This is a genomic window from Xanthomonas sp. NCPPB 3761, assembly GCF_041475705.2.
GTDB lineage: Bacteria > Pseudomonadota > Gammaproteobacteria > Xanthomonadales > Xanthomonadaceae > Xanthomonas > Xanthomonas phaseoli.
In genome coordinates, this window is the sequence record NZ_CM191262.1 from 747007 (window position 1) to 769511 (window position 22505).

18 protein-coding genes and 2 pseudogenes are annotated in these 22505 nt (G+C 64.9%); 15 read left to right on the forward strand and 5 right to left on the reverse strand.

Annotation, left to right across the window (positions count from 1 at the left end):
• The first annotated feature begins 39 nt into the window (after nt 1–39).
• A complete protein-coding gene (locus tag ACCQ00_RS03275) occupies nt 40–2133 on the forward strand; it encodes a prolyl oligopeptidase family serine peptidase (protein WP_039568079.1) in 2094 nt (697 codons plus the stop codon).
• A gap of 173 nt (nt 2134–2306) precedes the next feature.
• Nucleotides 2307–2582, forward strand: a pseudogene (locus ACCQ00_RS03280) (P-loop NTPase family protein); the annotation flags it as partial.
• Nucleotides 2583–2871: 289 nt separating this feature from the next.
• On the opposite strand, the gene ACCQ00_RS03285 reads toward ACCQ00_RS03280, so the two are convergent.
• On the reverse strand, nt 2872–4056 hold the full coding sequence (locus ACCQ00_RS03285) for a pyridoxal phosphate-dependent aminotransferase (RefSeq protein WP_039568077.1): 1185 nt from the start codon (nt 4054–4056) through the stop codon (nt 2872–2874).
• 109 nt (nt 4057–4165) lie between these two features.
• Here ACCQ00_RS03285 and ACCQ00_RS03290 point away from each other — a divergent pair, with 109 nt between their 5' ends.
• The 8 genes from ACCQ00_RS03290 to hslU all read left to right on the forward strand — a co-directional run bounded on the left by ACCQ00_RS03290 (nt 4166) and on the right by hslU (nt 12150).
• Entirely contained in the window at nt 4166–6274 is a 2109-nt protein-coding gene (locus ACCQ00_RS03290; RefSeq protein ID WP_372354064.1) for a S9 family peptidase, read from the forward strand.
• 115 nt (nt 6275–6389) lie between these two features.
• Entirely contained in the window at nt 6390–6788 is a 399-nt protein-coding gene (locus ACCQ00_RS03295; protein WP_039568076.1) for a YbaN family protein, read from the forward strand.
• A 56-nt stretch (nt 6789–6844) separates the two neighbouring features.
• On the forward strand, nt 6845–7099 hold the full coding sequence (lptM, locus tag ACCQ00_RS03300) for an LPS translocon maturation chaperone LptM (protein WP_017155427.1): 255 nt from the start codon (nt 6845–6847) through the stop codon (nt 7097–7099).
• Nucleotides 7089–7943: a diaminopimelate epimerase gene (dapF, locus tag ACCQ00_RS03305; protein WP_017155426.1), complete on the forward strand. Its 855-nt coding sequence runs from the start codon at nt 7089–7091 to the stop codon at nt 7941–7943. The genes lptM and dapF overlap by 11 nt, the downstream gene beginning before the upstream one ends.
• Nucleotides 7940–8611: a DUF484 family protein gene (locus tag ACCQ00_RS03310; RefSeq protein WP_017155425.1), complete on the forward strand. Its 672-nt coding sequence runs from the start codon at nt 7940–7942 to the stop codon at nt 8609–8611. Before dapF ends, ACCQ00_RS03310 begins: the two co-directional genes overlap by 4 nt.
• A gap of 199 nt (nt 8612–8810) precedes the next feature.
• Nucleotides 8811–9728, forward strand: a complete 918-nt coding sequence (xerC, locus tag ACCQ00_RS03315; protein ID WP_039568075.1) for a tyrosine recombinase XerC — start codon at nt 8811–8813, stop codon at nt 9726–9728.
• A gap of 393 nt (nt 9729–10121) precedes the next feature.
• The gene (gene hslV, locus ACCQ00_RS03320) at nt 10122–10673 is read left to right on the forward strand and encodes an ATP-dependent protease subunit HslV (protein WP_039568074.1); all 552 of its coding nucleotides are present in this window, start codon (nt 10122–10124) and stop codon (nt 10671–10673) included.
• 109 nt (nt 10674–10782) lie between these two features.
• A complete protein-coding gene (hslU, locus tag ACCQ00_RS03325; protein WP_039568072.1) occupies nt 10783–12150 on the forward strand; it encodes an ATP-dependent protease ATPase subunit HslU in 1368 nt (455 codons plus the stop codon).
• A 610-nt stretch (nt 12151–12760) separates the two neighbouring features.
• Here hslU and ACCQ00_RS03330 read toward each other — a convergent pair.
• From ACCQ00_RS03330 to ACCQ00_RS03345, 4 genes and pseudogenes are all read right to left on the reverse strand, one after another.
• Complete coding sequence (locus tag ACCQ00_RS03330) at nt 12761–13216, reverse strand: nucleoside deaminase (protein ID WP_017158520.1); 456 nt, start codon at nt 13214–13216, stop codon at nt 12761–12763.
• The gene (locus tag ACCQ00_RS03335) at nt 13213–13713 is read right to left on the reverse strand and encodes a GNAT family N-acetyltransferase (RefSeq protein WP_039568069.1); all 501 of its coding nucleotides are present in this window, start codon (nt 13711–13713) and stop codon (nt 13213–13215) included. The genes ACCQ00_RS03330 and ACCQ00_RS03335 overlap by 4 nt, the downstream gene beginning before the upstream one ends.
• Before the next feature lie 110 nt (nt 13714–13823).
• The gene (locus ACCQ00_RS03340) at nt 13824–14912 is read right to left on the reverse strand and encodes an HlyD family secretion protein (RefSeq protein WP_039568067.1); all 1089 of its coding nucleotides are present in this window, start codon (nt 14910–14912) and stop codon (nt 13824–13826) included.
• Nucleotides 14909–16557 (reverse strand): annotated as a pseudogene (locus ACCQ00_RS03345) (MFS transporter). The gene ACCQ00_RS03340 and the pseudogene ACCQ00_RS03345 overlap by 4 nt, the downstream one beginning before the upstream one ends.
• 87 nt (nt 16558–16644) lie before the next feature.
• Here ACCQ00_RS03345 and ubiE point away from each other — a divergent pair.
• The 5 genes from ubiE (at nt 16645) to ACCQ00_RS03370 (ending at nt 22496) form a co-directional block, all read left to right on the forward strand.
• The gene (ubiE, locus tag ACCQ00_RS03350) at nt 16645–17406 is read left to right on the forward strand and encodes a bifunctional demethylmenaquinone methyltransferase/2-methoxy-6-polyprenyl-1,4-benzoquinol methylase UbiE (RefSeq protein WP_017155416.1); all 762 of its coding nucleotides are present in this window, start codon (nt 16645–16647) and stop codon (nt 17404–17406) included.
• Nucleotides 17407–17596: 190 nt separating this feature from the next.
• Entirely contained in the window at nt 17597–18487 is an 891-nt protein-coding gene (locus ACCQ00_RS03355) for a GGDEF domain-containing protein (RefSeq protein WP_039568065.1), read from the forward strand.
• Between the two features lie 120 nt (nt 18488–18607).
• Nucleotides 18608–20602 carry a M1 family metallopeptidase gene (locus ACCQ00_RS03360; RefSeq protein ID WP_017155415.1) on the forward strand — a complete coding sequence of 665 codons (1995 nt, stop codon included), beginning with the start codon at nt 18608–18610 and terminating at the stop codon, nt 20600–20602.
• Nucleotides 20603–20774: 172 nt separating this feature from the next.
• The gene (locus tag ACCQ00_RS03365) at nt 20775–21494 is read left to right on the forward strand and encodes a hypothetical protein (protein ID WP_039568063.1); all 720 of its coding nucleotides are present in this window, start codon (nt 20775–20777) and stop codon (nt 21492–21494) included.
• 348 nt (nt 21495–21842) lie between these two features.
• Nucleotides 21843–22496: an HAD family hydrolase gene (locus ACCQ00_RS03370; protein ID WP_025982196.1), complete on the forward strand. Its 654-nt coding sequence runs from the start codon at nt 21843–21845 to the stop codon at nt 22494–22496.
• Nucleotides 22497–22505 lie beyond the last annotated feature (9 nt).

A 22505-nucleotide genomic window follows, 5' to 3' on the forward strand; every position in this document is an offset into this window, starting at 1 on the left:
TGTGCTACGTTCCGGGCATTCGTTTTTCCGGAAACATTCATGTCCAAGTTCGCCTCGATCTGCCTGGTTGCCGGCCTGATCACCGCTGGCGCCGTCTCTGCAGAGGAACCCCCCGTGTCCAACGATCCCTACGCCTGGCTGGAAGATGTCACCGGCGCCAAGCCGCTGGACTGGGTCAAGGCCCAGAACGCCAAGACCGAGGCGCGCCTGGCCAGCACGCCGGCGTTCAAGCAGATGGAAACCAGCATCCGCGAAGTGCTGGATTCGGACGCCAAGATTCCCGGCGTGCAGAAGATCGGCGCGTTCTACTACAACTTCTGGAAGGACAAGCAGCACGAGCGCGGCCTGTGGCGGCGCACCACGCTGGACGAGTACCGCAAGGCTTCGCCCAAGTGGGAAACGGTGCTGGACCTGGATGCGCTCAACAAGGCCGAAGGCGAAAACTGGGTGTGGCACGGTGCCGACTGCCTGCGCCCGGACTACCAGCGCTGCCTGATCGCATTGTCGCGCGGCGGTGCCGATGCCGATGTCACGCGCGAGTTCGATCTGGGCAGCAAGCAATGGGTCAAGGACGGCTTTTTCCGCCCCGAGTCCAAGGGCGGGCTGGGCTGGATCGACCGGGACACCGTCTACGTGTTCACCGATTTCGGTGCCGGCAGCATGACCAGCTCCGGCTACCCGCGTATCGCCAAGCAATGGAAGCGCGGCACGCCACTGACTGCCGCCAGCGTGGTGTACGAAGGCAAGCCGACCGATATGTACATCGCGGCCATGCATGACGACACCCCCGGCTTCGAGCGCGATTTCGTCAGCCGTACGCTGGCCTTCTACAACGACGAGCTGTATCTCAAGGGCGCCGACGGCACGCTGGTCAAGGTGGACGTGCCCAATTCGGCCAGCAAGTCGGTCAAGCGCCAGTGGCTGACGCTGGAGCTGCGCGAACCGTGGACGGTAGCTGGCAAGACCTACAAGCCCGGCACCTTGCTGGCCACGCGTTTCGACGATTTCATGGCCGGCAAGCGCAACTTCGATGTGTTGTTCGAGCCCACCGACACCACCTCGCTGGCCGGCATGGCGTGGACCAAGTCGCATCTGGTGTTGAACGTGCTTGACGACGTCAAGAACCGTCTGAGCGTGATCACGCCTTCGCGCGATGGCTGGAAAAAGAGCGCATTCGTCGGTGCGCCGAGCTTCGGGACGGTGGATGTCGGTGCGGTGGACAGCGACGACAGCGATGCGCTGTGGCTCACCGTCACCGATTACCTGACCCCCACCACCTTGTCGTGGGTGGAGGTGGGCGCTGCGCCGCAGCCGCTCAAGACCATGCCGGCGTTCTTCGATGCCGGCAAGGACACCATCGAGCAGCACTTCGCCACCAGCAAGGACGGCACCCGCGTGCCGTATTTCCTGGTACGCCCGAAGGCCTTGAAGCTCGATGGCAGCGCGCCGACCTTGCTGTACGGCTACGGCGGTTTCGAGATCTCGATGACGCCCAATTACTCCGGTGGCCTGGGACGCGCGTGGCTTGAGAAGGGCGGCGTCTACGTGGTGGCCAATATCCGCGGCGGTGGCGAATACGGCCCGCGCTGGCACCAGGCCGCGCTCAAGCAGAACCGCCACAAGGCGTATGAAGACATGGCCGCGGTGGCCAAGGATCTGGTGGCGCGCAAGATCACCTCGACCAAGCATCTGGGCGTGCAGGGCGGCAGCAATGGCGGCCTGATGACCGGCAACATGCTCACCCAGTATCCGGAACTGTTCGGCGCGGTGGTCGTGCAGGTGCCGCTGCTGGACATGAAGCGCTACAGCCACCTGCTGGCCGGCGCCTCGTGGATGGCCGAGTACGGCGACCCGGACACCGACGACTGGACCTTCATCCAGACCTTCTCGCCGTACCACCTGTTCGACCCGAAGAAGACCTACCCACCGGTGATCTTCCTGACCTCCACGCGCGACGACCGCGTGCATCCCGGCCACGCGCGCAAGATGGCCGCCAAGATGATCGAGGCCGGCAAGGACGTGACCTACTACGAGAACATCGAAGGCGGCCACGGTGGTGCGGCCAATAACGCGCAGGCCGCGCATATGGCCGCGCTGGCCTACAGCTTCCTGTGGGAGCGCTTGGCCGACTGAGTCATCAGTAATGGTTGCACTGCGTTGATCGATACCGGCCCGCTGGCATTGCACAGCGGGCCGGAGCATTTGCGATGAGTGGCATTGGCAGTGTCTGGAGCGGCGCAATGCAACTGGATGATCTCGGTCCACGGATCTGCATTCTCGGGCCTTCCAATAGCGGCAAATCCACGATGGCGCAGGCGATCGCGCAGGCGCGCGATTGCGTGCCGGTGCATCTGGATCAGTTGCATCACCTGCCCAATACCGCCTGGACGCCTCGGCCCAGGCAGGACTTCATGGCACTCCACTGCACCGCAATCGCCAAGGAGCGGTGGGTGATGGACGGCAACTATCTCGGCTGTCTTGCGCAGCGTCTGGCGCGAGCCACCGGCGTTATCGTGTTGGATGTTCCAACCATCGTCAGCGTGCTGCGCTATCTGAGGCGAAGCTGGTGCGAGCCTTACCGTTACGGTGCGCTGGAAGGCGGCAAGAATCAGGTCACCTGGGCAATGCTGCGCCATATTGCGATCGTTGAACGTCGTAAACAAACAGAACTGTCGAGGTTGATCGAGGCTGTGGCCTTGCCGACAATCGCATTGCGCACGACAAGCGCTATCGACCGGTTCTATCGCGTCGAACGATTGCAGCGCCCCGACTGGCGCACTTAGACGACTTTGCGCGCGGTCTTTCAGGCAAACGATGCGGTGCTCCGGCCAGGACCCTGCCAGGGGTACATTGCGGAGACACGATGACGACCTACAGCCGCGTCAACCCACGCGCAATCCGTTCCACCGCCTGTTCCAGCCGCGGCAGGCTTTGGGTGTAGGCAATGCGTACATGCTGGTTGGCGCGGTAGTGGCCGAAATCGATGCCTGGCGTAAACGCAACATGCTCGGTTTCAAGAAAGTGCGCGCAAAACGCCTGCGCATCTTCAGAAAACCGGCTGATGTCGGCGTAGAGGTAGAACGCGCCTTGCGGTTCGACGGCACTGTCGAATCCCAGCGCCCGCAAGGCTGGTAGCAGGTAATCGCGACGCTGCTGGAATTCGACGCGGCGCGCTTCGAAGATGGCGATGCTCTCGGGCGTAAAGCAGGCCAGTGCGGCGTGCTGGGCAATCGTCGAGGCGCTGATGTACAGATTCTGCGCGAGCTTTTCCAGTTCCGGCACCGCGTCGGGCGGTGCGATCAGCCAGCCCAGCCGCCAGCCGGTCATGCCGAAGTACTTGGAAAAACTGTTCAAGACGAAGGCGCTGTCGTCCACCTCCAGCACGCTGTGGGCGTCCAGGCCGTAGGTCAGGCCGTGATAGATCTCGTCCACCACCAGATGGCCACCGCGCGCATGCAACGTCTGCGAAAGCGCAGCCAGTTGCGTGCGCGACAGCACGCTGCCGGTGGGGTTTGCCGGCGAGGCCACCAGGGCGCCCACGCTGTCGGCGTTCCAGGCGCGCTCCACCAGCGCAGGAGTCAATTGATAATCGCTGTCCGGGCCGACCGGAACCAATTGCGCGGCGCCTTCGACCAGACGCAGAAAGTGGCGGTTGCAGGGGTAGCCCGGGTCGGCAAGCAGCCAGTGCTTGCCTGGGTCCACCAACAGGCTGCTGGCCAGCAGCAACGCGCCCGAACCGCCGGGCGTGACCAGGATGCGCTCAGGGTCGATGCGGCAGCCATAACGCTGCGCATAGAAGCCGGCAATCGCCTCGCGCAGCGCCGGCAGCCCGCGTGCGGCGGTGTAGCGGGTGTGGCCGGCTGCCAACGCCGCCTGGCCGGCAGCGACGATCGGCGCGGCAGTGGTGAAATCGGGCTCGCCGATTTCCAGGTGGATCACGTCGTGGCCAGCCTGTTCGAGCGCGTTGGCGCGTGCCAGCAGCGACATGACATGAAACGGGGCGATGTCCTGGCTGCGGCGGCTATAGCCGCCTGCGTACGGAAGTGAGCAATCCATTGGTTCGATGATAGACCAGCATGACCTAGGACACATGACGCTCGGCGACGGGCTCTTCCACACTCGGGCGCTGGGATGGCATTGCGTTCATCCAATGGCCCCCAATCTGATGAAGCCCGTCCTCACTCTTCTGATCGCCAGCCTGATGACCACATCCCCTGCCTTCGCCGCCGTTCCGTCGCCGCCAGAGGTCGCCAAACGCCCGCATGTGGTCAAGGCGCCGTTCGGTGCGACCCGCAACGACGACTATTACTGGTTGCGCGACGACAAGCGCGAAGACAAGGCGATGCTGGCGTATCTCAACGCCGAGAATGCCTACACCGACACGGTGATGGCGCCGTTGAAACCATTGGAAGAAGCGCTGTATGCCGAGATCGTCGGGCTCATCAAGCAGGACGATGCCAGCGTGCCGTACCGCGAGCGCGGCTATTGGTATTACACGCGGTTCGAAACCGGCAAGGATTATCCGATCCAGGCGCGCCGCAAGGGCAGCATGGAGGCGCCGGAAGAAATCCTGCTCGATGTCAACCAGATGGCGCAGGGCAAGGGCTACTTCAGCGTGGGCGATGCCGCGGTGAGCCAGGACAATCGCATCCTCGCCTGGGCCGACGATGCCGTTGGCCGCCGGCAATACACCATCCGCTTCAAGAACCTGGAGACTGGCGAACTCTATCCGGACACCGTGGAAGGCGTCTCGGCCAATGTGGTATGGACCGACGACAACAAGACGTTGTTCTATGTCGAAAACGACCCGGAAACGCTGCTCACCGTGCGCGTGAAAAAACATGTGCTCGGCACGCCGTCCAAGGACGATGTGCTGGTGTACGAAGAGAAGGACGACAGCTTCTACATGGGCATTGGCCGCACCCGCGACGACAAGTACATCACCATCGAGGTCGAAAGCACGGTCTCTTCGGAAACCCGCTATGCGCTGGCCGCCAAGCCGGACAGCTTCAAGGTGCTGGCCAAACGCGAGCGCGATGTGGAGTGCCACGCAGACCATTTCGATGGCCGCTGGGTGATTCGCACCAATGCCGACGGCGCCAGGAACTTCAAGCTGGTCACTGCGCCCACCGATGCGAGCACACGCACGCAGTGGACCGATTGGGTAGCGCACGAGGACAACGTCTACATCGAAAACTTCGCGTTGTTCGACGGCTTCACCGCCATCGAAGAGCGTTCCGGCGGACTGGAGCGTGTGCGCTTGCTCAAGCGCGAGGGCAGCCATGAGTACGTCAAGGCCGATGAACCGGCCTATTCGATGGGGCTTTCGGTCAACTCCGAGCCAGACACCCCCTGGCTGCGCTACAGCTACACCTCGCTGACCACGCCGGCGACCACCTACGAGCTCAATACGCAGACCGGCGAACGCAGGTTGCTCAAGCAGCAACCGGTGCTCGGCTACGACGCCAGCAAGTACGTGACCGAGCGCGTGTGGGTGACGGCGCGCGACGGGGTCAAGGTGCCGGTGTCGCTGGTGTACAAAAAAGGCTTCAAGAAGGACGGCAGCGCAGCGCTGTTTCAGTACGCGTATGGGAGTTACGGCATGTCGATGGACCCGGCATTCAATCTGCCGGCGATCAGCCTGCTGGATCGCGGCGTGGTGTATGCCATCGCGCACATCCGCGGCGGCCAGGAAATGGGTCGGCAGTGGTACGACGACGGCAAGCTGCTGCACAAGAAGAACACCTTCAACGACTTCATCGATGTGACCCGTGGCCTGGTCGCGCAGGGTTACGCCGCCAAGGACCGCGTCGCTGCGTCCGGTGGCAGCGCGGGCGGCCTGTTGATGGGCGCGGTGGCCAATATGGCGCCGCAGGACTATCGGGTGATGGTCGCGCAGGTGCCGTTTGTCGATGTGGTCACCACCATGCTCGACGCCAGCATTCCGCTGACCACCAACGAATACGACGAGTGGGGCAACCCGGAAACCAAGGATTACTACGACTACATGCTGTCGTATTCGCCTTACGACAACGTGCGCAAGCAGGCGTACCCGGCCCTGTTCGTGGGCACCGGCCTGTGGGATTCGCAGGTGCAGTACTGGGAGCCGGCCAAGTGGGTGGCCAAGCTGCGCGACGACAACACCGGCACCCAGCCGATCGTGTTCCGCACCAATATGGAAGCCGGGCATGGCGGCAAATCCGGTCGCTTCCGCCGCTACCGCGAGTTGGCCGAGTCGTATGCGTTCGTGCTGGACCAGTTGGGCGTGAAGTAGCTGGAAGGCCGGGATTGGGGAGTCGGGATGCGGGATTGGTTGGAGCGGACGGCGTGGGCCGGCATCGCTGCAGGGCCGACGCACCAAACCGCAGCGCTGGCCGTATCATTTGCGCATGACGCGACCGACTCGATTCCGCTGGGCCTGGTGGTTGCTGGCCTACGCCAGCCTGGCCACCGGCATCGTCGGGATCTTCGTCCCGGGGCTGCCGACGACGGTCTTCATTTTGATCTCTGCCTGGGCGGCCTCGCGTGGCTCCGAACGCCTGCACAACTGGCTGCTGTCGCATCCGCGCTTCGGCCCGGCGATCGTGGAATGGCAGACCTATCGTGCAGTCAGCCGCAAGGCCAAGTGGATGGCGACGCTGACCATGACGGTCTGCGCCGCGATCATGCTGTGGTGCGTGCCGGTGTTCTGGGTCAAGTGCCTGTCGATCGGCAGCATGGCCGTGGTGGCGATCTGGCTGTGGTTGCGCCCCGAGCCACCGCCGCGCCCGCTGCCGGGCGCGCACTGAACGCAGCGCGCCAGCGAGCGCACGGCCATAACGGTGTTCTGGCTATACTTCGGCCCATGAGCATCATGTCCCGACCGTCTGTTCGCCTCGCACTGGTTGGTGCGACCTTTGTCCTGCTTGCCGCCTGCGGCAACAAGGGCCCGCTGGTGATGCCGCAGAAGCCGGTGCCGGTGGAAGCCCAGCCGGTGCCGCAGCCGCAGCCGGCGGATGCGTCGCAACCGCTGGACCAATCCACGCCTGCGCCGGTGGATGGCGACACCAAGCCCGCTTCCACCACCGACCAGCCCGCTAGCAGCGGCAATGAGCGCTGACGGTCGCAGCGGGCGTCTGCGTTTCACCAAAATGCATGGCGCCGGCAACGACTTCGTGGTGCTGGACCTGCGCGACGGTACGCCGCCACCGGATGCCGCATTGGCATCGCAGCTGGCCGACCGCCACTTCGGGGTGGGCTGCGATCAGATCCTGACCATCGAAGCGCCGCGCAGCGAAGGTGCCGTGGCAGCCTACGGCATCTGGAATTCGGACGGCTCGGCCGCGCGCCAATGCGGCAATGGCGCGCGTTGTGTCGCCGCCTGGCTGGTGCGCGACGGCACTGCCCAGGGCGAGCGCTTCATCATCGACAGCCCAGTGACCGCGCACGCGGTCGAGCGCCTCGACGGCGACCGCTACGCGGTGGCAATGGGTATCCCGCAATTCGAGCCCACCCAGATTCCGCTGGCCGGCTTTGCGCATGCGCGCGACGAATATGCGCTGCCGGTGCACGGTGAGACCGTGCGCTTTGGCGCGGTGTCGATGGGCAACCCACATGCGGTGGTCGAAGTCGGTCGCGTCGATGCAGCGCCGGTGGAACGGGTGGGCGCGCTGCTGCAGCAGAACGCGGCGTTTCCCGATTCGGTCAATGTGGGCTTCGTGCAGGTGGTCGACCCTGCGCATGTGCGCCTGCGCGTGTTCGAGCGCGGCGTAGGCGAGACGCTGGCTTGTGGGAGTGGCGCCTGTGCGGCCGCGGTGGTGTTGATGCAGCGCGGCCGTGTCGAGCGCGATATGCAGGTGTCCTTGCCCGGTGGCGATTTACGCATTCGTTGGCCCGGCGAGCAGGAGCAGGTGGTGATGTCCGGCCCGGCTGTGTTCGTCTTCGATGGAGAGTGGAACCGATGAGCGAGAACACGGACAAATTCGGCGCGCACGACGTGGCCACGTGGCTGCGACGTCACCCGACCTTCCTCAAGCAGTTCCCGGATCTGGCGGTGAGCTTGCTGGTGCCGCGCGACGACGGTCCCACCGCTTCATTGGCCACCTACCAGCTGGAAGTGCTACGCGACAAGAACCGCGAACTGTCGCGCCGCCTGCACGAACTCGGCAGCAATGCGCAGGAAAACGAGCGGCTGGCGGTGCGCACGCATCAACTCACGCTTGCGTTGATGCGCCAGACCAGCGCGGCCGACACGCTCAAGGCGATGGCAGCCTCGCTGGCCGAAGATTTCAACGGCGAACTGGTGCGGCTGGTGTTGCTCACGCCTGTCGATGCGCTGGACGCGGACTGGCTGCAGATCATTGCAATCGACGATGCACGCCTGGCCCCGTTCCGCGATTGCCTTCACGATGGCGAGCCCATTTGTGGCCGCCTGCAAGCGGAAAAGCACGCGCTGCTTTACGGCGCACAGGCAGGGCAGGTGCAATCCACCGCGTTGCTGCCGCTGCCGGGCATCGGCCTGATCGCGGTGGGCAGCAGCGATGCCAACCGGTTCTATCCCGGCATGGGCACGCTGTTCCTGCGCATGATGGGCGAATCGCTGAGCGTGGCACTGCAACGCTTCGACGCGTGAGGCCCATGGCTGCGCGTACCGAGGTTGGCGACATGGGGCCGCTGGTGGCGGCGCTGCTTCCGCGGCGGGGAGGGTGAAGTGCTGGCAGTTGGTTGTCTGTGCTGTCTGCAATCGCAGGGCGCGCAGTCCGCATGCTGGCTGCACACTTGTCTGCGCAAGCAGATGACGGCAATCACGCCGCGTCATCGGGAACGCTGACATGTCATCGATCGACGAGTTCCTGACGCACCTGCAGGTCGAGCGGCAAGTATCGGCGCACACACTGGATGCGTATCGGCGCGATCTTGCTGCCCTGGTTGCCTGGGCAGAGGAGCAGACGACCGCAGATGGCGCGCAGGACGCTGCAGTGCCTGGCGATCCTGCACAGTTCGATAGCGCGCATTTGCGGCAATTCGTTGCGGCAGAGCATCGACGCGGGCTGTCGGCAAAGAGCCTGCAGCGCCGCCTGTCGGCATGCCGCAGTTATTACGCCTGGTTGCTCAAGCATGGCCGCATTTCGGCCAGCCCGGCGGCGGCGCTGCGTGCGCCCAAAGCCCCGCGCAAGTTGCCGCAAGTGCTGGATGCCGACGAAGCCGTGCGTCTGGTGGAAGTGCCGACCGATGCGCCACTAGGCCTGCGCGATCGCGCGCTGCTGGAAGTGTTCTATTCGTCCGGGCTGCGCCTGAGCGAGTTATGCGCATTACGCTGGCGCGACCTGGACCTGGACAGCGGCCTGGTGATGGTGCTCGGCAAAGGCAGCAAGCAGCGCCTGGTGCCGGTGGGTTCGCACGCAATCGCTGCCTTGCGCGAATGGCGGCGCGACAGTGGTGCAAGCGCCGACAGCCACGTCTTCCCTGGCCGCGCCGGCGGTGCGATTTCGCAACGTGCAGTGCAGATCCGCATCAAGCAACTGGCCGTGCGCCAGGGCATGTTCAAGGACGTGCATCCGCATATGCTGCGCCATAGTTTCGCCAGCCATATCCTGGAATCGTCCGGCGATCTGCGCGGCGTGCAGGAATTGCTGGGCCATTCGGATATCGCCACCACCCAGATCTACACGCATCTGGATTTCCAGCACTTGGCCAAGGTCTACGATGCTGCGCATCCGCGTGCCAGGCGCAAGAAGGCTGCAGAGTGAGTGCTAGGCAATCAGCCGGCACGCAGGTAGAGGAAGCAGGAAGCGTCGCGGTGCGGTGCGTGACGTAGCGCCACAGACGCAGCAAGCTACTGCACGCATCCAGCGCATCGGCCACTTCCGACCGCGCTGATCGCCCCTCTCCCGCCGGGAGGGGGGTTGGGGTGAGGGTACGTGCGCCAGCGCGGCTTGCGCGTTGCGCATGGTTTGCGGACGGTGGCGTTAGGGTTGATGCGATCCCCGTAATGCGTTGCGGCAGGTGGACCTGCATGGTCGCGCGCAACCGTGTGGCTGTCTCGCAAGTGAGCGCCGCCACACCTGCCTGCGGCGGCTGGTCGCAGCGTGCTTGAACCCGGCAGTGGCGTCCCCACCTCCTTGGAAACCCTCGGAGGATCCATGGACCCTAGCCAGAACCCCAACATCGTTCACGCCACCACCATCATCTCGGTTCGACGGGGTGGGCATGTCGCCGTCGCGGGCGATGGCCAGGTCACTCTTGGCCATACGGTCATGAAGGGCAATGCGCGCAAGGTGCGTCGGCTCGGGCGCGAGGGTCAGGTGCTGGCCGGTTTCGCCGGTGCGGCGGCCGATGCGTTCACCTTGTTCGAATTGTTCGAAGCCAAGCTCGACAAGCACGGCCAGCTGACGCGCGCGGCAGTGGAACTGGCCAAGGATTGGCGCACCGAGCGCCGCCTGGGCAAGCTCGAAGCGCTGCTCGCGGTCGCCGACAAGGAAACCTCGCTGATCATCAGCGGTACCGGCGATGTGATCGAACCGGAAGACGGCATCATCGCGATTGGCTCCGGCGGCTCCTACGCCTTGTCGGCCGCGCGCGCGCTGCTGGCGCACACCGAGCTGGATGCCAAGGCCATCGCCACCGAAGCGATCAATATCGCTGGCGATATCTGCATCTATACCAATCGCAACGTGGTGGTCGAAGAGCTGTGAATCGGGAGTGGGGAATCGGGAATCGCAACAGCGGTTTGGTCCCCATGTCGTCGACCCAGGCTCTTGATCTTGCCCTTGCAATTCCCCTTTCTCAATTCTCGATTCCCCAATGCCAAATCCCGAGACTTCAACCATGACTCCGCGCGAAATCGTGCAGGAGCTCGACCGTCATATCGTTGGCCAGCACGACGCCAAGCGCGCGGTTGCCATCGCGCTGCGTAACCGCTGGCGCCGCATGCAGTTGCCGGAAGAGCTGCGCAACGAAGTGATGCCCAAGAACATCCTGATGATCGGCCCCACCGGCGTGGGCAAGACCGAGATCGCGCGGCGCCTGGCGACGCTGGCCAATGCGCCGTTCGTCAAGGTCGAAGCCACGCGCTTCACTGAAGTCGGCTATGTGGGCAAGGATGTGGAGCAGATCATCCGCGACCTGGCCGATACCTCGGTCAAGCTGTATCGCGAGCAGGCCAAGGTGCGCGTGCGCAACCAGGCCGAAGAGCGTGCCGAAGATCGCATCCTGGATGCATTGCTGCCGCGCCGCGCGGCCGGGATTGGGTTTGATCCGGAAGCGGCGCGCAACGAGCCCTCGTCGCAGGATAACGAAACCCGCATCAAGTTCCGTCGCATGCTGCGCAACGGCGAGCTGGACGAGCGCGAGATCGAGCTGGAAGTGGCCGTCAATGCCAGCATGGACATCATGACCCCGCCGGGCATGGAGGAAATGGGGCAGCAGCTGCGGCAGATGTTCGCCAACATCGGTGGCGGCAAGTCGCAAAAGCGCAAGCTCACGATCAAGGCAGCGCGCCCGCTGTTGATCGAAGAGGAAGCCGGCAAGCTGGTCAACGAAGACGATGTGCGCACCGCGGCCATCGAAGCCTGCGAGCAGCATGGCATCGTGTTCATCGATGAAATCGACAAGGTGGCCAAGCGCGGCGAAGCCGGCTCCAGCGGCGGCGATGTCAGCCGCGAAGGCGTGCAGCGCGATCTGTTGCCGCTGGTGGAAGGCTCCAACGTGTCCACCAAATACGGCACGGTCAAGACCGACCATATCCTGTTCATTGCATCAGGCGCGTTTCACCTGGCCAAGCCCAGCGATCTGATTCCGGAACTGCAGGGCCGTTTCCCGATCCGGGTGGAATTGACCGCGCTGACCAAGGCCGATTTCGTGCGCATCCTCACCGAGCCCAAGGCGGCGTTGATCAAACAGTACGAAGCCCTGCTGCAGACCGAGGGCGTGCACCTGAGCTTTGGCGCCGATGCAGTGGAGCGCCTGGCCGAGATCGCCGCGCAGGTCAACGAGCGGCAGGAAAACATCGGCGCGCGCCGGCTGCACACGGTGCTGGAGCGGCTGCTCGATGTGCTGAGCTACGAGGCGCCGGATCGCGACGGCCAGAGCGTCACCGTGGATGCGGCCTATGTGGATGCCCAGCTGGGCGAGCTGGTGCAGGACCCGGACCTGAGCCGCTACATCCTCTGAGCGCAGCGCACCTGCGCGCAGATGTCGAATGCAATGCATGGGTGGCATGTCGCATCCATGCATTGCAAACATGGCACGTAGGCATCACAGGACGATGCATGCTAGCTGCATCCTGTCAGCTGCAGTCAACGCCGGGTCGGTCGCGGGCGCGGCGCCCTCGTCGCGTGCAGGACACGCCGTCACTCCGGCCCTGGAGGCTCGATGGCGGCATCATGCCTCCACACGGTCCCGCAAGCGGCGAAGACACGGCACCACACAGTTGGTCGGCGCTCATCCAAAAAGCTGTCTGTCGTGCGGTGCGCATCAGACCTGTCGCCGATGCTGCAATGATCGAACAAGCCGCATCCAGCACTGCTGCTCCCATGCACGCCGACCATCTCGACTGGTCATTGCCCGCCCATCGTCGCGGGGCCTTGCGCGGCATGGGTGCGGCGTAAGAGCTGACAGGGACGTCCTTGCAGCGTGCCCTGCAATGGTGGGCGGGCAAGGACCCTGCAGCCGGGTTGCAGATCACCCTGCAACAAAGGCTCAGATCATCGGCTCTGCGATGGACCTTCAGCTAGGCAGCCGCCTGCACCGCATAGTCAACCTGCGCAATCCGGCAAACCGCTCAATCCTCGCCGATATCTTCGTTCCACACCTGCGGGTTGGCGGAGATATAGCCACCGAGCAGATCGATGCATTCCTGGCTCTGCAGATCGATCACATTGACGCCGTGCTCGCGCAACCACGCAATGCCGCCCTGGAAGGTGACCGATTCGCCGACCACCACCGTGCCGATGTTGAACTGGCGCACGAGCCCGCTGCAGTACCAGCATGGCGCCAGCGTGGTGACCATGATGGTGTCCTTGTAGCGGCGCTGGCGGCCGGCCTTGCGAAACGCGTCGGTCTCGCCGTGGACCGAGGGGTCGTTCTCCTGCACGCGGCGGTTATGGCCGCAGCCAAGCAGGCGCCCGTCGTTGTGATACAGCGCCGCACCGATCGGGATGCCGCCTTCGGCCAGGCCCTGGCGGGCCTCGGCAATGGCGGTGTCCAGCAATGCGCGGTAGTCGGGGGTGGTGATCATGCGAACTCCTGAGGGGCTGCGCCGGCAGGGCGCAGCATGTCGAGATGGGGAATGCCATCTTCCAGGTACTGCGCGGACGCAGGTGCAAACCCGTGCGCCGCGTAGAACGATTGCAGGTGCGCCTGCGCACCGAGCTGGATCGCGTGACCCGGCCACTGCGTGTGTACCAACCGGATGCCTTCGCGCAGCAGTGCATGCGCCAGTCCAGTGCCACGAAATGCTGCGGCAACGACCACGCGGCCGATGCTCGGTTCGGAATAACTCAAGCCTGGCGGTAGCACGCGCAGGTAGGCCGCCAACGCGGCGTCATTGGTGGTGCCCAGCACATGCAGCACGCCCGGATCGGTATCTTTGCCATCCAGTTCCGGATAGGCGCATTGCTGCTCCACCACAAACACATCCGTGCGCAGCCGCAGCAGCGCATACAGCTGCGTGGTGCTCAGTTGCGCAAACCGCAGGTGCTGCCAGTGCAGGGGAGGAAGGGGCATGGGGGGCATCGTTGCATCATAGCGGCTGTGCCGCGCTTGAGCTGCCGAGTCGTGCACGTGTGGGCGTGCTGGCCACGTCTCGCCGGCGGTATTGCCCACGCTCGGATAGAGGTTGATGCCTAGTCGACTGCGCTGTCGGTATCGACGGCCACCACCACCGACATGCCTGGCCGCAGCCGCGGCGCCAACGGCTGGTCCGCATCGACACTGATGCGCAGCGGAATGCGCTGGGCAATCTTGACGAAGTTGCCGGTCGCGTTGTCGGCTGGCAGTACGCTGAATTCGGAGCCGGCGGCCGGCGAAATCTCCTGCACGCTGCCATGCAGACGCGCATTGTCCAGCGCATCCACGGTGAAGCTGGCGCGCTGGCCGATCCGGATCCTGGCCATCTGGGTTTCCTTGAAATTGGCCACGATCCATAGCGTGTCCGGCACCAGCGACATCAGCTGCGTACCGTTGGTGACGTAGGCGCCCTGGCGCACGCCAAGCTGACCGAGCTGGCCATCGCGCGGGGCCAGGATGCGCGTGTTGTCCAGGTTGATCTGGGCCAGCTGCACGGCGGCCTGTGCATTGGCAACCGCCGCTTCCAACGCGGCGCGGTTGACAGTGACGCTGCGGGCGTTTTCTTCGGCGGCCTGCACGGCGGCACGTGCCTGCGCCACGCCGGCATCGGCTTGCGCACGCGCGGCAAATGCGGTGTCGCGGTCCTGCTCGGAGACCAGTTGCTGGCTGGCCAGCTGCTGCGTCCGCGCATAGGCCGAATGGGTGCGCTCGCGTTGTGCCTGGTTGCTGCTCAGCGCGGCGCGCTGCTCGGCGATCGTCGCTTCGGCGCTATGGCGTTGTTGATCCCAGTTGGCGAGGTTGGCCTGCGCGGTCTGCACCTGCGCCTTGGCTTGTTCGAGTTGCTGCGCATAGATGCGGTCGTCGATGCGTGCCAGCAACTGGCCGCGTTTGACGTGCGCAAAGTCCTGCACCGGTACCTGCGTGACATAGCCGCTCACCTGCGGCGCAATCACGGTGATCTGCCCATGCACCATCGCATTTTCGGTGCGTTCGATCGCACTGACGAACGGCGGCAGGCGCCAGGCATATAGCACCAACGCCACGCCGATCAGGGCAAGCCCGCCGAAGCCGACGACCCCGGCAAGACGGCGACGCCGACGACGTTGCGGGTCGGCAGGCAGGGAGGAATCTGCTGGTGTATTCATGGGCGCGCAGTGGGAGCAGGAGGAGGGGGCGAGACCGAGGGGCGCAGATAGCGGCGCCACACCAGCACGGACAGGATCCACACGCCGGTGGCGATGGCGATGCAGCCGATCAACAGGAATACGTCGTTGTACGCCAGCACATCGGCTTCGCGCGTGGCGACCGTGCCCAGCGTGCGCACGCCCTGGGCCTGACGCAGCGCCGGGTCGCCGATGCTGCGGCCATACAGGCTTGCGTAGGCCTGCACGCGCGCGGCCACCTGCGGGTCGGTCAGCACCAGATGGTCCACCAACTGGCTGGAATGGTATTTCTCGCGCACCACCTGCACGGTGCCGAGCAGGGCGCTGCCGAGCAGGCCGCCCATGTTCTGCGCCATGCCGAACAGCACGATGAAACTGATCAGGTTGCCCGGCTGCGCGATCACCCGGCCGATGCCGGCCACCATCGCCGGACCGATGAAGAACGTGCTGCCGAAGGCGAGCAGGAACTGGCTCGCATACATCTGTTCGGGGCGGGTGAGGCTGGTGGCATCGGCATCCATGAAGCAGCCCACGCAGATGGCCGCCACGGCGATGATCAGATGTTCGGCAACCGCGCCGGGTTGATCAGCCACGCGCTGGCGGCCACGCCTGCCACCGCGCCCAGCAGCATCAGCGCAAACAGGGTCTGCAGTTGCGTGTTGGCCAGGCCCAGCGTCTGGAAGAAGCCGATGGCGCCGGTGCTTTGTTCGGACAGCACCAGCCGGATCAACAGGATCGCCAGCCCTAGCCGCAGCATGTCCGCACTGGCCAGCCAGCGCGTGTTGATCATCGGATTGCGGCGGTTGTGTTCGATCCAGGCCGCCGTGCACAGCAGCACGATGGACGCGGCCAGCACCACGCCCAGCCACGGCGTACTGGTCCACCACAGCAGGCGCCCGAGCGACAGCACCGCGGCCAGGCCGGCGGCGCCGGCGGCGAACAGGCTGGAGGTGAGGAAATCCAGCGGCTCGAACACGCGATACCGGTCGCTCGGCGGTAACTTGAGCGCCAGTACGCAGGCCAGCGCAAACACCGCCAACCCGCACTCGAACAGGTACAGGCCTTGCCACTCGCCAAATTCCAGCAGGTCGGTGGAAAACACCCGCGCCAGCGGTAACGCCAGCTGGGTCATGCCCAGGCCCAGCACCACGGCCTTGAGCCGATATTTCGGTGGAAATGCCTGGATCACGTAATACAGGCCCAGCGAGCTGAGCGCGGCGCCCACCAGGCCGTGCGCGGCGCGCACGGTGATCGCCGAGCTCAGGCTGTGCACGAACAGATGCGCGAAGGCGATGAGCGCGTACAGCGCCAGGAAGATTTCGGTGAACCGGCGCAGCCCGAACTGCTGGCGGAACTTCACCAGCAGCAGGTTGGCCGACATGTTGGTCATCACATAGGCCGCCGGCAGCCACGCCATTTCGGTGGCGTAGGCGCCCAAGGTGCCTTGCAGATAGGTCAGGTTGGCAGTGACCAGGGCATTGCTCAGCCCTCCGGTGAGCGCCACCACCACGCCCACCAGCCCGTACTGGATACGCCGCCGGGTAGGGTGCAGGGGGGTGGAGGCCGACCCCGGCAGGGTGGGCCGCTCGTGGGGCTGCCAGTCGCGCTGGACGTACTTGTCGCGCACTGAATGCTCGCAGGGCCGGTCGCAGATGAAAACGCGATTGTGGTCCGGTTGCGGTCATGGTGGCGTCAGCAGTGCGATAATCCGCCCATGAGCGAATCCCCCTATACCTCCGGTACCACCCATTTCGGCTTTCGCGATGTCGCTGCCAAGGACAAGCAGAAGCTGGTCGGCGAAGTGTTCACCTCGGTCGCGCGTAACTACGACCTGATGAACGATCTGATGAGCCTGGGCGTGCACCGCGCCTGGAAACGCTACTTCGTGGCGACCGCGCAGGTGAAGCCAGGCGACCGCGTGCTGGACCTGGCCGGCGGCACCGGCGACATCGCCGTGCTGCTCAAGGAGCGCGTGGGCAACGAAGGCGCGGTGGTGCTGGGCGACATCAATGCCGGCATGCTGTCGGTGGGCCGCGACCGGCTGACCAACCGCGGGCTGGTGTCCGGTTTCGACTACGTGCAATGCAACGCCGAAGCACTGCCGTTCCCGGACCAGAGTTTCGATCTGGTGACCATTTCCTTCGGCCTGCGCAACGTCACCGACAAGGACGCCGCCTTGCGCGAGATGTACCGCGTGTTGAAGGTCGGCGGCCAGGCGCGCGTGCTGGAATTTTCCGAAGTCACCGCCGAGTGGTTCAAGCCGATCTACGACTTCCACTCGTTCAAGATCCTGCCCAGGCTGGGCCAGCTGTTCGCGCGCGATGCCGATAGCTATCAGTACCTGGCCGAAAGCATTCGCAAGCATCCGCCGCAGGAATCGCTCAAGGGCATGATGGGCGAGGCCGGGTTTGCGCGTTGCCATTTCAAGAACCTGACCGGCGGCATCGTGGCCATCCACTCCGGCTACAAGATCTAGGCAGGTCGTTTCAGCCTGATGGGCGTCGGCGCGCAGAGCGTGCGCTGGCGCTCGCCCCCCGCGTGCACGGGATCGCTTGTTGCGGGGAAGCGGTGTCTCACATGTGTAGGCCAGCGAAGTTCTGAGAACTCCGTCGCGTTGGCTCCACACGCTCTCGGCGACACTAAACGCTCTTTTGCCGGAGAGTTGGATGCGCTTGTACGCCGGGCTCTCGCGCGTGTTTCCCCGCTCCTTCAGCGCCAAACTGCTGGCGGTGACCTTCCTGGGCATCCATCTGCCGTTGCTGCTGTTGATCGCCTGGTTGGCATCGCAGAGCGAACTGGACGGGCGCCCGCTGTGGTCGGTGGTCATCGTGGCATTGCTGGCCACGCTGGCTGGCACGGCACTGACCCTGGTCGCGCTGTATCGGCTGCTGGCACCGCTGCGCATCGCCGCCGATGCGCTGGATTCGTATTACGCCGATCAACGCCTGCCCACACTTCCGGAACAGGGTGACGATGAATTGGGCCGGCTGTTGCGCGGCATCAACCGCAGCCTGCGCGGTATCGATGCCGGCATGCGCGATCTCAAGAAACACGCCTTGTTCGACCCGTTGACCGAAGCGCTGAACCGGCGCGGCTGCGAACAGGCGATGCGCGATTCGGTGATCGCCTCCCAGCGCGAAGGCTGGCCGTTCGTGCTGTTCGTGCTGGACATGGACAACCTCAAGCAGATCAACGACCGTTTCGGCCACCTGGCTGGCGACCGCGTGCTGGTGCGCCTGGTGAACTCGGCCTACGGCTGGCTGGGCGCGCAGGACTGGGTCGGGCGCTGGGGCGGCGACGAATTCCTGATCGGCATCCATGCCAGCGAAGACGAAGCCACGCTCAAGCTCAACCAATGGCTCTCGATGCTCGAACGCGAGGATGCCGACGACGCGCCGCTGCATGTGAGCGCCGGCAGTGCGGTGTGCGAACCAGGGCTGGATGCCACCGAACTGTATCGCCGCGCCGATGCGGCGATGTACCGCGCCAAGTTCTCCGGTGGCCGGCGTCTGGTGCGCGACGGGCACGACGCCCCGCGCGGCCATCCGGTGACCTGACCTGGGCAAGCCGATTGCGGCAGCGCGTGGCAGGCCGTCGCGCGCATGGCCACCGATGACACGGGCAGGCTGCGGCACGGGGCGCTAAAATGTCCAATTCTCCTTGCTGCGGTGCCGTCGATGCGCTTCCCGTTCCTGTCGCTGTCCCTGGCCGTGTCCATCGCGCTGGCCGGTTGTTCCAATGACTCCACGCCGTCGGCATCCCCCACCGCGCCGGCCGCCACTGCCAAGGCTCCCGTGAAAGCAGACGCCCGCAACCACGACGAAAGTTCCTACGCCCAGCCGCAGATGGTGGTCATCAAGGACCTGGCGCTGGACCTGAAGCTGGATTTCGATGCCAAGCAGATTGGCGGCACCGCCACCTACACGCTGGAGTGGAAGGACAAGGCCGCCAAGCAACTGGTGCTGGACACGCGCGAGCTGAGCATCGCCCAGGTGCAGGCCGACGATGGCAAGGGCGGCCTGTCGCCGCTGCAGTTCGCCCTGGCGCCGGCCGACAAGACCTTCGGCAGCAAACTCACCATCGAAACGCCGAACCAGCCGGGCAAGGTGGTGATCACCTATCACACCGCGCCGACCGCCTCGGGCCTGCAGTGGCTGGAGCCGTCGATGACCGAAGGCAAGCAACTGCCTTTCATGTTCAGCCAGTCGCAGGCGATTCATGCGCGCAGCTGGGTGCCGTTGCAGGACACCCCGAGCGTGCGCTTCACCTATAGCGCGCATGTCACCTCGCGCCCGGACGTAATGGTGCTGATGAGCGCCGACAACGACCCCAAGGCGGCACGCGACGGCGATTACAGCTTCAAGATGCCCGAGCCGATTCCGTCCTACCTGCTGGCCATTGCCGCCGGCGATGTGGTGTTCAAGCCGATTTCCGCGCGCTCGGGCGTGTGGGCCGAGCCGGCCATGGCCGACAAGGCCGCCAAGGAATTCGAAGACACCGAAAAGATGATCGGTGCGGCCGAAAAACTCTATGGCCCGTATCGCTGGGGCCGTTACGACATGTTGGTGTTGCCGCCGTCGTTTCCGTTCGGTGGCATGGAAAATCCGCGCCTGACCTTCGCCACGCCCACCGTGATCGTCGGCGACAAGTCGTTGGTGTCGTTGGTCGCGCACGAACTGGCGCACAGCTGGTCCGGCAACCTGGTGACCAATGCCAGCTGGAAGGACATCTGGCTCAACGAAGGTTTTACCACCTACGTGCAGGGCCGCATCACCGAAGCGCTGTACGGCAACGAGATGGCCGAGATGGAGCGCGAGATCGACCAGGGCGATCTGCTGGCCGAAGTCAAAGACATGCCGCCGGCCGACCAGGTATTGGAGTTGCCGCCGCTGGCCCAGCGCGACCCTGACGAAGCATTGAGCCAGGTCGCCTACGTCAAGGGCGCGTGGTTCCTGCAGTTCCTGGAGCAGCGCTTCGGCCGCGAGGTATTCGACCCGTTCCTGCGCGGCTGGTTCGACGATCACGCCTTCCAGAGCGCCACCACCGATCAGTTCGTCGATTACCTCAAGAAAAATCTGCTGGACAAGCATCCCAACACGGTGAGCGCAGCCGAGGTGGATGCATGGCTGAAGCAGCCGGGCATTCCGGCCTTCGCCGCCAAGGCACGCTCGCGCAGCTTCTCGATCGTGGATACCGCACGCATCGCCTGGAGCGGCAGTGGCACCTTGCCGAACAAGCAGGTCACCGGCGAGTGGGGCACCCAGGAATGGGTGCACTTCCTCAGCGGCATGGGCGCCACGCTCAAGCCCGAGCAGCTCAAGCAGCTGGACGATGCGTACCACTTCACCGGCACGCCGAATGGCGAGATCGCGATGCGCTGGTATCCGCTGGCGATCCGCAGCGGCTACACCGACGCGCGCGCTGCCGCGGGCGAGTTCATCGAGCGCGTCGGCCGTCGCAAGCTGGTGCTGCCGATCTACGCAGAACTGTTGAAGACGCCCGACGGCATCGCGTTCGCCGAACAGGCTTTCGAAAAGGCCAAGCCCAGCTACCACCCGATCACCACCGCATCGGTGGCCGAGATGATCGCCAAGGCGAAGGCGGCGATGCCTGCTGCGGCTCCTGCACCTGCAACCGCACCTGCAGAAAAACCGGCGCCGACGCAGCAGTAGTTCGTCGCGCAACGCAGAGTCGTCAGTTCGGCGGCACGTGCAATACACCGGGAGCCTTGTGCTCCCGGTGTGTTGTCTGAGGATCCGGCGCGAACGCCTGCCGTCGTGCATGCAGCCTGCAACGCCGGGCTGCTATCGTTGTGGTGGTGTCCCACGCCTTTCGGAGTCGACGATGAAGTATCTGCTGAGCGCGGCCTTGTGCGTCGCCGCCTTGAGTGCCTGCACCGACCGCGAGGCGCAACGTCAGGCGCAGGCCACCGCGCAGGCGCAGGCCAAGGAAACCCAGGCCGATGCGCTCGCCAAGCAATATGACGAAGCGGTCAAGGCACAGAACTGGGACATGGCACGTGCGCACGGTGCGGCCTTGATCGAAGGCTACGCCGGCACCGCGGCTGCCACGCGTATCGAACCCGGCTATGCCGATATCAAGGCCAAGGGCGAGCAGGCGCGCGAGCTGCGCCGCATGCAGGCGTTGTGGCAATACTCGCAGGTGCCGGCCAAGGGCGGCACGCAGCGCTCGGCGATGATCGATGCCAAGCAACGCGTGGATGTGGATGGCAGCGGGCCCAAGCCGGTCAGCTTGGTGTTTCGCGATCATCCGCAGTGGAAGCGCCACAGCTACCTCGTGCTCAAGGCCGGCGATTTCAATTGCTACGGTGGCTGCAAGGTGCAGGTGGCCGCCGATGGCGGCGCACCGCGTGCCATGGCGGCGCACCGCCCCGATACCGACGAAGCCATTGCCATGTTCATCGACGATGACAAAGCGTTGTGGAAGCTCGTGCGCAACGCCAAGCGCATCAGCATCACCTTCCCGGTCAAGGCCGGCGCTACGCGCACCGCAGAGTTCGAGGTCGGCGGCCTAGACACCACGCAGATGCCCGGGTGGAAGTAGGTCGGCTCGCGGTGACATCCTGCCGTCCACCGAACGTGTGTGCGAACCGGTGCAGCATGACCGGGTTTGATCGACTGTGCAGTACCCCGGTGTGATGGTGCTGCGGCGCATCGGCACTGCGCGCTCGGCGCGGTCAGCGAAGCTGGTGCGCATTCGCTCGGTGGCAGGGGCGAGCGCGCATTGGAGTGTCCGCGCAAGCACAAGCCAACCGCGCGCTGCACCCATTGGCTTGGCGGTGCGTGCAGATGCGTTGTCGACCGCGTTGGGCGAGGTCGCTGGTTGCGCACTGCAGGTTGGCCGCGCAGCCGCCCGCTGCATCGCATCGATCGTTTTCATGTCTTTGCAAGGATGGACAGCATGACACTCGCCACGCGCGCTCCCGCGTTGTCCGACTACCGCCATTGGGTCTTCGACATGGACGGCACGCTGACCGAGGCTGCGCACGATTTCGCCTTGATTCGTCGCGTGCTGGACATCCCGCCAGAGGCGGACATCCTGCACCACCTGGCCGCGCTGCCGGCCGACGAAGCAGCGGCCAAGCATGCCTGGTTGCTCGAACACGAGCGCGCGCTCGCCCAGCGCGCACGCGCCGCGCCGGGTGCAGTGGCGTTGGTGCGCGCGCTGCATGCGGCCGGTTGCCGGCTTGGCATGCTCACCCGCAACGCACGCGAGCTGGCAACGATCACGTTGCAGGCGATCGGTCTGGACGATGCGTTCGCCTGGGACGACATCGTCGGGCGCGATGAGGCTGCCCCGAAACCTGCGCCCGACGGGCTGCGCTATTTCGCGCGGCGCTGGTCGGTGCAAGGCAGCGCGCTGGTCATGGTCGGCGATCATCACAATGACCTGGCCTGCGGCCGTGCCGTCGGTGCGTGCACTGTGCTGGTCAATACACCCGGCGACCCCTGGCCCGGTTTCGCCGACTGGCGCCTGCGCGATTGCACGCAGTTGCTCGCGCAATTGGAGAGCGAGGAGCGCGTTGCGCCTGTGCAACGCGGGTAACGCGCACAC

Coding starts and splice junctions, on each gene's coding strand:
- ACCQ00_RS03275 (WP_039568079.1), top strand. CDS start 40: ATGTCCAAGTTCGCCTCGATCTGCCTGGTTGCCGGCCTGATCACCGCT.
- ACCQ00_RS03285 (WP_039568077.1), bottom strand. CDS start 4,056: ATGGATTGCTCACTTCCGTACGCAGGCGGCTATAGCCGCCGCAGCCAG.
- ACCQ00_RS03290 (WP_372354064.1), top strand. CDS start 4,166: ATGAAGCCCGTCCTCACTCTTCTGATCGCCAGCCTGATGACCACATCC.
- ACCQ00_RS03295 (WP_039568076.1), top strand. CDS start 6,390: ATGACGCGACCGACTCGATTCCGCTGGGCCTGGTGGTTGCTGGCCTAC.
- lptM (WP_017155427.1), top strand. CDS start 6,845: ATGAGCATCATGTCCCGACCGTCTGTTCGCCTCGCACTGGTTGGTGCG.
- dapF (WP_017155426.1), top strand. CDS start 7,089: ATGAGCGCTGACGGTCGCAGCGGGCGTCTGCGTTTCACCAAAATGCAT.
- ACCQ00_RS03310 (WP_017155425.1), top strand. CDS start 7,940: ATGAGCGAGAACACGGACAAATTCGGCGCGCACGACGTGGCCACGTGG.
- xerC (WP_039568075.1), top strand. CDS start 8,811: ATGTCATCGATCGACGAGTTCCTGACGCACCTGCAGGTCGAGCGGCAA.
- hslV (WP_039568074.1), top strand. CDS start 10,122: ATGGACCCTAGCCAGAACCCCAACATCGTTCACGCCACCACCATCATC.
- hslU (WP_039568072.1), top strand. CDS start 10,783: ATGCCAAATCCCGAGACTTCAACCATGACTCCGCGCGAAATCGTGCAG.
- ACCQ00_RS03330 (WP_017158520.1), bottom strand. CDS start 13,216: ATGATCACCACCCCCGACTACCGCGCATTGCTGGACACCGCCATTGCC.
- ACCQ00_RS03335 (WP_039568069.1), bottom strand. CDS start 13,713: ATGCCCCCCATGCCCCTTCCTCCCCTGCACTGGCAGCACCTGCGGTTT.
- ACCQ00_RS03340 (WP_039568067.1), bottom strand. CDS start 14,912: ATGAATACACCAGCAGATTCCTCCCTGCCTGCCGACCCGCAACGTCGT.
- ubiE (WP_017155416.1), top strand. CDS start 16,645: ATGAGCGAATCCCCCTATACCTCCGGTACCACCCATTTCGGCTTTCGC.
- ACCQ00_RS03355 (WP_039568065.1), top strand. CDS start 17,597: ATGCGCTTGTACGCCGGGCTCTCGCGCGTGTTTCCCCGCTCCTTCAGC.
- ACCQ00_RS03360 (WP_017155415.1), top strand. CDS start 18,608: ATGCGCTTCCCGTTCCTGTCGCTGTCCCTGGCCGTGTCCATCGCGCTG.
- ACCQ00_RS03365 (WP_039568063.1), top strand. CDS start 20,775: ATGAAGTATCTGCTGAGCGCGGCCTTGTGCGTCGCCGCCTTGAGTGCC.
- ACCQ00_RS03370 (WP_025982196.1), top strand. CDS start 21,843: ATGGACAGCATGACACTCGCCACGCGCGCTCCCGCGTTGTCCGACTAC.